Annotated in this window: 10 protein-coding genes; 4 read left to right on the forward strand and 6 right to left on the reverse strand. The window is 72.9% G+C overall.

What is annotated here, in order from left to right; all coding sequences use genetic code 11:
• Window positions 1–224 precede the first annotated feature (224 nt).
• Window positions 225–1,268, forward strand: coding sequence for a DUF2786 domain-containing protein (locus V7E46_RS29215; protein ID WP_333771245.1), 1,044 nt, complete (start codon window positions 225–227; stop codon window positions 1,266–1,268).
• A gap of 79 nt (window positions 1,269–1,347) precedes the next feature.
• Here the strand turns inward: V7E46_RS29215 and V7E46_RS29220 are convergent, their stop codons facing one another.
• The 4 genes from V7E46_RS29220 to V7E46_RS29235 form a co-directional block, all read right to left on the reverse strand.
• Window positions 1,348–2,469 (reverse strand): DUF3103 family protein, encoded by a 1,122-nt coding sequence (locus V7E46_RS29220; RefSeq protein WP_333771246.1) that lies wholly within the window; start codon window positions 2,467–2,469, stop codon window positions 1,348–1,350.
• Between the two features lie 355 nt (window positions 2,470–2,824).
• A complete protein-coding gene (locus V7E46_RS29225) occupies window positions 2,825–3,871 on the reverse strand; it encodes a rod shape-determining protein (RefSeq protein WP_333771247.1) in 1,047 nt (348 codons plus the stop codon).
• Window positions 3,868–4,338, reverse strand: coding sequence for a DUF7144 family membrane protein (locus V7E46_RS29230; protein WP_333771248.1), 471 nt, complete (start codon window positions 4,336–4,338; stop codon window positions 3,868–3,870). Before V7E46_RS29230 ends, V7E46_RS29225 begins: the two co-directional genes overlap by 4 nt.
• 282 nt (window positions 4,339–4,620) lie before the next feature.
• Complete coding sequence (locus V7E46_RS29235) at window positions 4,621–4,836, reverse strand: dodecin (RefSeq protein WP_329178081.1); 216 nt, start codon at window positions 4,834–4,836, stop codon at window positions 4,621–4,623.
• Between the two features lie 101 nt (window positions 4,837–4,937).
• Here V7E46_RS29235 and V7E46_RS29240 point away from each other — a divergent pair, with 101 nt between their 5' ends.
• A complete protein-coding gene (locus V7E46_RS29240) occupies window positions 4,938–6,026 on the forward strand; it encodes a PP2C family protein-serine/threonine phosphatase (protein WP_333771249.1) in 1,089 nt (362 codons plus the stop codon).
• Window positions 6,027–6,047: 21 nt separating this feature from the next.
• Here V7E46_RS29240 and V7E46_RS29245 read toward each other — a convergent pair whose 3' ends face one another.
• Entirely contained in the window at window positions 6,048–7,448 is a 1,401-nt protein-coding gene (locus tag V7E46_RS29245; protein WP_333771250.1) for a glutamate decarboxylase, read from the reverse strand.
• Window positions 7,449–7,631: 183 nt separating this feature from the next.
• Window positions 7,632–9,017: an ABC transporter ATP-binding protein gene (locus tag V7E46_RS29250; protein WP_333771251.1), complete on the reverse strand. Its 1,386-nt coding sequence runs from the start codon at window positions 9,015–9,017 to the stop codon at window positions 7,632–7,634.
• A 176-nt stretch (window positions 9,018–9,193) separates the two neighbouring features.
• Here V7E46_RS29250 and V7E46_RS29255 point away from each other — a divergent pair, with 176 nt between their 5' ends.
• Both V7E46_RS29255 and V7E46_RS29260 read left to right on the forward strand, forming a co-directional pair.
• Window positions 9,194–9,907 (forward strand): DedA family protein, encoded by a 714-nt coding sequence (locus tag V7E46_RS29255; protein ID WP_333771252.1) that lies wholly within the window; start codon window positions 9,194–9,196, stop codon window positions 9,905–9,907.
• 9 nt (window positions 9,908–9,916) lie between these two features.
• Window positions 9,917–10,719 (forward strand): threonine/serine ThrE exporter family protein (locus tag V7E46_RS29260; RefSeq protein ID WP_333771253.1); only part of this gene is annotated, 803 nt, incomplete at its 3' end.

Raw genomic sequence — 10,719 nt, forward strand, 5'->3', positions numbered from 1 at the left:
TTTTGAGCGGGGCCGGGGGGGGTGTTGGGGGGTATTTTAGCCCCCCGCGGGCCCCCCGCGCCCAGGCCGCCGTCCTGGCCGCCTGCCTCACCCTCTCCGCCGCCTGCGCCGTGGAGGCCGCCCACGACCTCCACGGCTCGATCGAGGTGGCCCAGGCCGAATAGCCCCGCCGGGGCGCCCGGGGCGAAGGACCCGGCGCGCGTCCCGCCAGGGACAATGGCGGGGTGGAAGACACCTTCGCCGCCGCCTTCGCCCACGCCGCGCACAGCGGTGCCGGCGCCGATGACGTGGACGCCGCCGCGTCCGTGCTCGCGGCGGACGGGGACCGGGACGCCGTCGCGGCGCGCTGCGCCGAGCGGGTGGTGGGGGAGTGCGGGCGGCGCGGATGGCGGCCGGCCGACCTCGCGCGGATCGTACGGCGGGAACTCGGACCGCTGCACCAGCGCCTCGCGGCCGGCCTGGGCACCCAGCCGCTCAGCGGCTTCGCCAAGGCCGAACGGCTCACCGGCTTCGCCGCCGCGACCGCGTACGTCGAACTGCTCTGCCTCTACGCCCGCCTCCCGCCGATCCCCGCCCTCGGCACGCCGGGCGGGGGCGCCGCGCCGCACAAGATGCTCACCCGTATCCGCGCGCTGCTGGCGAAGGCGGAGTCGACCGGCTATCCGGACGAGGCCGAGGCGCTGTCGGCGAAGGCCCAGCACCTGATGGCCCGGCACAGCATCGACGCGGCGCTGCTGGCCGCGTCCCACGGCGACCACGTGGACCCCGGGGACGGGAGCGGGGCCGGTGCCCGGCGGATCGCCGTGGAGCGGCCGTACGAGGGCGCGAAGGCCCTCCTGCTGGACGCCGTCGCCGAGGCGAACCGCTGCCGGTCCGTCTGGTCCTCCGAGCTGGGCTTCTCGACGGTCGTCGGCCACGCGCCCGACCTCGACGCCGTCGAACTGCTCTACACCTCGCTGCTCGTCCAGGCCGACCGCGCCCTGCACGGCGGCCGTACGTCCCGCTCCCGCGACTTCCGCGAGTCGTTCCTGATCGCCTACGCGTCCCGTATCCGGGTACGCCTGGCCGACGCGACCGCGCAGGAGGAAGCGGCCGAGCCGGCCCCCGGCCTGCTCCCGGCGCTGGCCTCCCGCGCGCGGGCGGTGGAGGACACCGCCCGCCGCCTCTTCCCCACGACGGCCACCTCCCGCCTCAGGGCGCGGGACGCGGACGGCTGGCAGCACGGCGAGTCCGCGGCCGACCGGGCGAACCTGCGGGACAGCCGGTAGCCGGAAGCGCTGCCCGCCGCCGCCCGGCAGGGGAACGGGCGGCGGCGGACCTCGTGGTGGACGCCGTGGCGCCCGGGGGTCAGAACTGCTGGACGAAGTACGGCGACACGTTCAGCCGCCCGTTGCCGCGGGCGCCGTTGAGCTGGCCGGACGAGCCCTGCGCCAGGGTGTACCAGGAGTCGACGTAGTCGGCGTCGTTGGTGTACCAGGCCGACGGGATCGCCGCCAGGATCGCGTCCACCAGCGGGATGTAGGCGCCCTGGTCGGTGATGGTGAGCAGGGCGTCCGCCAGCGCCTTGGCCAGCGAGGCGTAGTTGGTGTCGCCGTCGTCCTCCATCATCACGACGTCGGCCAGGTTGTATTTGTAGTTGGACCAGTTGACCAGGATCTGGTTGGGGTAGTAGGTGGTGCCGTCCTTGTCCAGGTACGGCATGTCGACGGTGTCGACCCGCACCTTGCCGTCGAAGCCGAACCCGCTGACGATCGAGAAGATCTCGGCGTCGCCGAGGATCCACGGCTCCTCGTCGTCGTTGAGGTAGACCGAGTTCACCTTGGTGCTCCAGTAGCCGCCGGTGGCGGCGGGGGCGGTCAGGCCGGCCTTGCGGAAGGCCTTGTCGACCTGGGCCAGACCGCTCGCGGCGGCCTTGTCCACGTCGATGTCCACCACGTAGACGGGCCGGCTGGGCGCCTGCCGGGCACTGAGCGTGTGGACGCGGCCGGCGCTGTCGTACGCGGTGACCGCCGCCCCCTTGTCGTCGTCGCCGGCGACGGCCACCAGCGGGACGGCGTCCGGCGTCAGGGCGGCCTTCATCGAGTCGGCGCCCAGCCGGACGCGCAGCAGCGAACCGGCGTCCGCGCCGAGCCCCTTGGCGGCGGCGATCTGCCGGCCGGCGCCGGAGACGGCGGCGGCGAGCGTTGCGGGAGCGGTCCTGCCCGCGGTGAGCGAGCCGAGGTCGACCTGGGCCGAGCCGAGTGCGGCGGTACGCACCTGGGCGCGCCACCCGGGGCTGGCGAGGGAGGCGGCGAGGCTGCGCGCGACAGCGGTCTCGGCGGCGCCGACCGGCGAGACCGCCGACTTCGCGGGCGCCGCGGCGGGCGTGGCCGCGTGCGCGGACGGCAGCGCGAGGCCCTGGACGGCCAGAACGCACGACGCGCCGAGTGCGAGGGTGATCGCGGCGCGCTTGCTTGCGGTGAGGTGCACGGGGGGTTCCTCCTGGAGGCGTGCCGCTGTCGCTGGTCAGCGGTGGGGCGGCGGTCTGTGGGCATGCAGGACGGAGCCGATCTATGCGGGTAGATTTCCGCATCCCCGCTATGGTGTCCGTAGCATGTCAATCCGCACAAGAGTCCTCCAGGCCAGGTCCGCCGCCTTCCCGGCCAATGAGCCGGATGAGCCGGATGAGCCGGGTGGGCAAGGTGGGCAAGGTGGGCGGGGTGGGCCGGGGCTGGCGGCTGATCCGCAAGGTCGAGGACGGCTCGTGCCGATCGCCCAGTGCCGCTACCGCCACCAGAGCTGACAGAGGCCGGGCCGGGTGGCGTGCCCGGCCCGGCCGCGGGGGTCAGACGGTCAGCGGGTCCAGGAGCATGGGGCGGACGCGGCCCTCGATCATCGCGCCGAGGCCCTGGACGGCGACCACGTCGGGGCGTTCCGCGACGAGCACCGGCATGCCGGTGGCCTGGCGCAGCATCAGGTCGAGGCCGGGCATCAGCGCGCTGCCGCCCGCCAGCATGATGCCGCGGTCGCCCAGGTCGGCGACCAGGTCGGGCGGGCAGCGCCGGAGCACTCCGGTGATGGCGTCCAGGACCGCGTTCAGCGGGGTGCGCATCGCGTGCCTGACGCCCTCGGTGTCGACCAGCACCGAGCGGGCCATCCCGCTGGCCACGTCCCTGCCGTGCACCTCCGTGGTGGGGGTGCCGCCGGTGGCGGGGGCACCGAGCATCTGGTGCAGCGGGCGTACGGACTGGCTCGGCAGCATCAGCTCGTGCGCGGTGCGCAGGTGCTGCACCACCGCCCGGTCGATCGCGTCACCGCCGACCGGCACGGTCTCCGCCGAGACGATCGAGCCCAGCGAGAGCACCGCCACCTGGGTGGTGCCCGCCCCGCACACCACGATCATCGTGGCCTCCGGGTGCTCGACGGGCAGCCCGCAGCCCACCGCGGCGGCGATCAGGGTGTCCACCAGTTCGACCCGGCGCGCGCCGAGCCCGTACATCGTCTCGACCGCGGCCCTGCGGGCGATCGGCTCGCTGCCGTGCGGGGCGCACACCGCCGCCCGCACCACCGGCACCCGCAGTCTGCGGCGGCCGAGCTTGTCGCCCAGGATGTGCCGCAGCATCCGCTGGGCCATGGCGATGTCCACCACGGCGCCGCCCGCGACCGGCCGGGAGACCCTGATGTGCTCGGGGGTGCGGCCGGCCATCTGCTCGGCCTGCGCGCCGACCGCGATGAGCGCGCCGGTACGGATGTCGATCGCGGCCACGCTGGGCTCGTCCGCGACCAGGCCGCTGCCGCGCAGAAAGACCCGGGTGCGTGCGGCGCCCAGGTCCACGGCGACCGTGCAGCGCCGGAGCTGGTCGAGTGTGGGGTTCGAGGGGATGCCGATCACAGCGCGCCTCCTTGCGCCCGGCCGCGCTTGGAGTGGTAGGTGGCCAGCGACCAGATCACGAAGATGTCGATCGCGATCATGATCAGCGACCAGGCGGGCTGGTAGGGCAGGAACATGAAGTTCGCGATCAGGCTCAGCGAGGCGATGGCGATGCCCGCGTACTTCGCCCAGGCATCGCCCCGGAGCAGGCCTGCGCCGATGAGCACGGCGATGATGCCGAGGACGAGGTGGATCCAGCCCCAGGAGGACACGTCGAATTTGTACGCGTAGCTGCCGCGGGTCACCACGTAGACCGAGTTCTTCGCGATGCCGACGCTGCCCTCCAGGATCGCCAGCACGCCGCCGACCAGCAGCAGGACGCCAGCGAAGACCGTGCCGCCCGCCGCCAGGGCGTGCCGGTCCGCGTCGTGCCGGGGCGAGCCCGGCCCGGAATGCGGTGTCTGCGGGCCGGGCGTTGCTTGGCTCATGGCTGCTCCCGAGTCTGATCGACGGCGGTAACCGTAGGAAACCGGCACAAAACCCGCCTTGACGACAACATGATGTGACGATCAGTCCGACAATGCGAGGAAGGCTGGGCCGTACGGGAGTGCGCCATGCGGGGGTTTCCCGCCGCCGGGCGGGTCCGCGGGTGCGTACGGGGAGCGGCGGTACGGGCTCCCGGTGGTCCTCGGGTTCCTGCCCGGTCGGACTCCCGGCGGTTCTCCGGGGTCGCCCCCGGCGGTCTGCCCGGCCGGCTCCGCGAAGCGGGGCTACTCGGGCGACTCCAGGCGGAAGCCGAGCTTGAGGCCCACCTGGTAGTGGTCGATCACGCCGTCCACGAGGTGGCCGCGTACCTGCGTCACCTCGAACCAGTCGAGGCCGCGCAGGGTCTGTGCGGCGCGGCTGATGCCGTTGCGTACGGCGGCGTCGACGCCTTCCTGCGAGGTGCCGACGATCTCCGTCACCCGGTAGGTGTGCTCGGCCATGGCGGACTGCCCTTCGCTTGGGGGTCGGGGGTGCCCTCTCACGGTGCCGCAGACCGGGCGGGACCGCACGACGACCCGGTGTATGTGCATATCGTCATAAAGTGGACACTGTGACTTCCGGCTGGCCCACCGCGCTCGTGCGGTGGATCCCTGGCGGGATGGTCGTGGCCGCCGTGGTCTTCGACCTGCTGACACCCGCCCCCTACACCGGCGACCCGCTGCTCGCCGCGGGTTGCGTACTGGCCGGTGCCACCCAGGGCGTCCGGGCGACCGTGGCCACCTGCGCCGGCGCGCTGCTCGCGATGTTCACGCTGATCCTTGAGGACGACCGCTTCGTCGACCACCACGGCCTGTCCGACATCGGCAGCGTCCTGCTGGCCGCCGTCATCGCGCTCTTCGTCAACCGCACGTTCAGCCGCTACGGGCGGCGCCTGGCGACCGTGCGCGGTGTCTCCGAGGCCGCCCAGCGCGCACTGCTGCCCGACCCGCCGCAGCGCATCGGTCCGCTCGGCATCGCCGCCCGCTACGACGCGGCCGCGTCCGAGGCCAGGATCGGCGGCGACATCTACGCCGCCCAGGCGACCCCTTACGGCATCCGGCTGATGATCGGCGACGTCCGCGGCAAGGGCCTGGGCGCGGTCGGCGCCGTCGGGGTGCTGCTCGGCGCCTTCCGCGAGGCCGCCGACTCCGAGCCCGACCTGCCGCGGCTCGCCCACCGGCTGGACCGGGCGCTGGAGCGCTACAAGGCCGAGCGGGAGGACGAGAACCGGCTCGAAGGCTTCACCACCGGCGTACTGGCAGAGTTCTGCCCCGACAGCGGCACCCTGCGGCTGGTCAACCGCGGCCACCCGTCGCCGTATCTGCTGACCGCGGACGGGGACGTACGCGCCCTGGAGCCGACCGTGCCCGACCTGCCGTTCGGCATGCACGGGCTCGGCGGAGTCCGCTCCGCGCCCGACGTGCTGGCCCTTCCGCACGGCGCCACGCTGCTGCTGATCACCGACGGGGTGACCGAGTCCCGCAATCTGGCGGGCGACTTCTACGACCCGCAGCTCCGGCTGCCCGGCCTGTGCCCGCAGCCCGGCCCGCAGCAGACCGTCGACGCCCTGCGCGGCGACCTGGACGCCTGGACGAAGGGCTGCCCGCCGGGCAACGACGACCGCGCCGTCCTGGCGGTCCGCCGGGACTAGGGCCTGCCGTGGGGATGGCGGTCAGTGGTGGAAGGCCGTCGCCACCGACTCGGGGCGGTTCAGCGGGTGCGGCTGGCGCCGCAGCTCGGGGAGCAGCCGGTCCAGGTCCTCCATCAGCAGACCGGCCAGGTCCTCGGAGAAGCCGTTGCGGCACACCACCCGCAGCACCGCCAGATCCTGCCGGTCGGCGGGGAAGGTGTACGCGGGGACCAGCCAGCCGCGCTCGCGCAGCCGCCGGGAGACGTCGAAGACGTCGAAGGACGTGACCTCGGGAGCGGTGGTGACCGCGAAGACCGGCAGCTGGTCGCCCCGGGTGACCAGCCGGAAGTCGTCCAGCTCCGCGAAACGGCCGGCCAGCAGGCCCGCGACGTCCCTGCTGGACTGCTGCACCGCGCGGTAGCCGTCCCGGCCCAGCCGCAGGAAGGAGTAGTACTGCGCCACCACCTGCGCGCCGGGGCGGGAGAAGTTCAGCGCGAAGGTCGGCATGTCGCCGCCCAGGTAGTTCACCCGGAAGACCAGCTCCTCGGGCAGCGCGTCGGAGTCCCGCCACAGCGCCCAGCCGACGCCCGGGTAGACCAGGCCGTACTTGTGGCCCGAGGTGTTGATCGAGGCGACCCGGGGCAGCCGGAAGTCCCACACCAGGTCCTCGTCCAGGAAGGGCGCGATCATGGCGCCGGACGCGCCGTCCACGTGCACCGGGATGTGCGTGCCCGTGCGCTCCTCGTACGCGTCCAGGGCCGCGCAGATCTCCGCGACCGGTTCGTAGGACCCGTCGAAGGTCGAGCCGAGGATCGCGACCACCCCGATGGTGTTCTCGTCGCACAGCGCGAGGGCCGCGTCCGCGTCCAGGTGCAGCCGGTCGCCGCTCACCGGCGCGAGGCGGGCCTCGACCTCCCAGAACGCGCAGAATTTCTCCCAGCACACCTGCACGTTCGCGCCCATCACCAGATTGGGCCTGGCCGTCGCCGGGTAGCCCTTGGCGCGCTTGGACCAGCGGCGCTTGAGCGCCATCCCGGCGAGCATGCACGCCTCGGACGAGCCGGTGGTCGAGCAGCCGATGACCGCGTTCCGGGCGGGGGCGTTCCACAGGTCGGCCAGGATCGACACGCAGCGCCGCTCCAGCACGGCGGTCCGCGGGTACTCGTCCTTGTCGATCATGTTCTTGTCGCGGCACTCCGCCATCAGGACGTCGGCCTGCGGCTCCATCCAGGTGGTGACGAAGGTCGCCAGGTTCAGCCGCGCGTTGCCGTCGAGCATCAGCTCGTCGTGCACCAGCTGGTACGCGGCGTGCGGCGTCATCGGCCCGTCAGGCAGCCGGTGCTTGGGGGGTGCCGTGTCCATGCCGCCGACCGGGTCGGCTTCGCCGAAGAACGGGTTCACCGCCATCGCCTGCGGACCTGCTGAGCCTCTGTGCAGTGACATGCCCGTCACGATACGTCCGCGTACACGGGTCCGCGCGGCGCTGGAGGGGGCCGGGCGGGCGCCCCTCCGGGGGCGGCGGAGGCGGGTCAGGACCACGGCGGAGCCCTGTTCCTGCCCACCGCCGAATTCCTCGGTTCCCGTGGGACGAGGCATCGCCCGGCGGTGGGCGGCGCGCAGCCGCGGCTACTCCAGGCGCGGCTGCTGCGCGGGGGCCGGGCAGATGCGCTGGCCCTCGTGGTCGAAGACGTACAGGTGCGCCAGGTCGACCAGCAGCGGGACCCGGTCACCGCGGCGTACCCGGATGTCCGGCCCGGTCCGTACGACGAGGTCGCCGGTCTGGGTCTCCGGGGTCGAGGGGCGGTCCATGACCGACACCGGCGCCTGCTGCGGCTTGGGCGGCAGGCCGGCGGCCGACGAGGAGCCGTCGCGCTCCATGACACTGGCCTGAATGCGGCGTGCGGCCTTCTGCGCGAGCTTGCCGAGCCCGACCCCGCCGCTCGAACCCCGGCGCGAGCCGTTCTTCGCGGCGGCGGCCGGCCGCGGCGCCTCCAGCTCGGGCACCAGCGCGGGCCGCGAGCCGGTGTTGAGGTGGACCAGCGACTCGTGGCCCTGGTATTCAACGTGCTCGACGATCCCGCTGAGCACCACCTCGCCGGCGTGCGCCTGGCTGGGCTGGGCGATGCGTACCGCCTCCGAGCGCAGCCCGACGATGACCGGGCGGCCCTGCTGGATCCGCAGCATCTGGTGGTCGTAGTTCAGCGGCTCCGGCAGCCCGAGCCGCTGGCGGCCGAAGTCGATCCACATCCCGCCGGTCAGCGGGGCGATCACGGTGGCCTGGAGCAGATTGATCCGCGGGGTGCCGACGAAGGCGGCGACGAAGACGTTCTCCGGCAGGTGGTACGCCTCGCGCGGGCTGCTGATCTGCTGGAGTACGCCGCTGCGCATGATGGCGACCCGGTCGCCGAGCGACATGGCCTCGGCCTGGTCGTGGGTGACGTAGACGGTCGTGACGCCCATGCCGTGGGTGAGGCGGGCGATCTCGGCGCGCAGGTGCGCGCGCAGCTTCGCGTCCAGGTTGGACAGCGGCTCGTCCATCAGGAAGACCGAGGGGTGCCGGGAGATGGCCCGGCCCATGGCGACGCGCTGGCGCTCACCGCCGGAGAGCTGCCCGGGGTAGCGGTCGAGGATCTCCTCGATGCCGAGGATGCGGGCGGTCTCGTCGACCCGCGGCCCGTGCTCCTCGCCGGGCATCTCGAACCGCAGCGGGAAACCGATGTTCTCCCTGCTGGTCATGCTCGGGTAGAGGGCGAAGTTCTGGAAGACCATGGCCATCCGGCGGTCGCCCGGCGCCAGGTCGTTGGAGTATTCGCCGTCGAGCAGCAGCTCGCCCGTGGTGATGTCCTCCAGGCCCGCGATCATCCGCAGGACGGTCGACTTGCCGCAGCCCGAGGGGCCGAGCAGCACCAGGAACTCACCCGGCGCGATGTCCAGCGAGAACCGGTCCACGGCAGGCGACGGCTGCTTCGGGTAGTACTTGGAAACTTCGTGCAGGGAGATGGCGCGAGTCATAACGGGAGCCGCCAGGTGGTTCGGACGCAGTGACGGGGCACGTGGGGGGAGGACGGGGATGACTTTCCGGACATGCGGTGGTGCATCGGGTGCATGGGTGACACTGCGGAGAAGGTAGTGCACTAGTCGCAGGTTGCGGAACGTTTGTATCAACACTGGATTGATACTTTTGGATCGTGACGAACATCGCGCTCGGCCCGAGCTGGCTCTCTCCCGACCATCTGATCAACACGTACGGCCTGTGGGGCGTGCTGCTGATCGTGTTCGCGGAGTCGGGGCTGCTGATCGGATTCTTCCTGCCCGGCGACTCGCTGCTCTTCACCACGGGCCTGCTGGTGGCCGGCGGCACCCTGGACCGGCCGCTGTGGCTGGTGGCCCCGCTGATCGCGGTCGCCTCGGTGGTGGGGCAGCAGGTCGGCTACCTGTTCGGCCGCAAGGTCGGCCCCTCGTTGTTCAGCCGTCCCGACTCGCGGCTGTTCAAGATGGAGAACATCGAGAAGGCGCACGCGTTTTTCGAGCACCACGGACCCAAAGCCATCGTGATGGCCTGCTTCGTACCGGTGGTCAGAACGTTCACCCCGATCGTCGCAGGCGTCAGCCGAATGAACTACCGCACCTTTGCCACCTTCAATGTGATCGGCGGCACCTTGTGGGGCGCCGGAGTCACGCTGCTGGGTTACTGGCTCGGCCAGGTCCAATTCGTGAAGGACAACATCGAGGCGATCCTCGTCCTGGTGGTGCTGGTGTCGGTGGTGCCGCTGGGCATCGAGTACCTGCGCTCGCGCCGCAAGGCGGCGTCCGGGCAGCCGGAGCCGGCCGAGGGCGCGGACGTCCCCGAGGCCGTCGGGGCGCCGCGCGGTGCCGGCCGGCACCGCGCGCAGAAGAACTGAGGGCGGCCTGTGACGGACGGCCCGGGGCCGGGACAGGGGCGCGAACCGGACACCGGGCCGCGGCCCGCCGCGCCGTCCAACGGCTACGGCTCGGCCTTCACCCCGCCCGAGGGCATCCCGGTCATCGCCCTGCCGCCGGGGGACGCGCGCTGGCAGGACCGCATGCGGACCTTCGTCCGGCTGTCGGTCACCGATCGGCCGGGTCCCGACGTCGCCCTGGACCGGCCGGATTCCGGCCACACCGTGTCGGTGCCGCGGGTGCTCGACCTGACCCTGCGGATCGGCGAACTGCTGCTGGCCGGCGGCGAGGGCGCGGAGGACGTCGAGGCGGCGATGCTCGGCGTCGCCTACGCCTACGGCCTCGCCCGGGTGGAGCCCAACGTCACCTTCACCCTGCTGGGCATCTCCTACCAGCCCTCGCTCACCGACCCGCCGCTCACCATGAGCCGTACGGTCCGCCGCCGCGGCACCGACTACACCCGGCTCGCCGCGGTCTACCGCCTCGTGGACGGTGTCACCGCCGGCGAGGCCACCCTGGAGGACGCCTACCGGCGGCTCGCCGACATCCGGCGCAACCGGCACCCCTACGGCAGCTGGCTGCTCACCGGGGCCGCCGGGCTGCTCGCGGGCGCGGCCAGCCTGCTGGTCGGCGGCAATCTGATCATCTTCCTGGCCGCCGGGGTCGCCGCGATGCTCGGCGACCGCCTCGCGTGGCTGCTGGCCGGACGCGGGATCCCGGAGTTCTACCAGTTCGCGGGGGGGGGGGGGGGGCGCGGCCGCGCGGGGGGGGGGGGGGGGGGGGGGGGGGGGGG

Source organism: Streptomyces sp. IBSBF 2435, from assembly GCF_036815005.1.
GTDB lineage: Bacteria > Actinomycetota > Actinomycetes > Streptomycetales > Streptomycetaceae > Actinacidiphila.

Coding starts and splice junctions, on each gene's coding strand:
- V7E46_RS29230 (WP_333771248.1), bottom strand. CDS start 4,338: ATGAGCCAAGCAACGCCCGGCCCGCAGACACCGCATTCCGGGCCGGGC.
- V7E46_RS29235 (WP_329178081.1), bottom strand. CDS start 4,836: ATGGCCGAGCACACCTACCGGGTGACGGAGATCGTCGGCACCTCGCAG.
- V7E46_RS29245 (WP_333771250.1), bottom strand. CDS start 7,448: ATGTCACTGCACAGAGGCTCAGCAGGTCCGCAGGCGATGGCGGTGAAC.
- V7E46_RS29250 (WP_333771251.1), bottom strand. CDS start 9,017: ATGACTCGCGCCATCTCCCTGCACGAAGTTTCCAAGTACTACCCGAAG.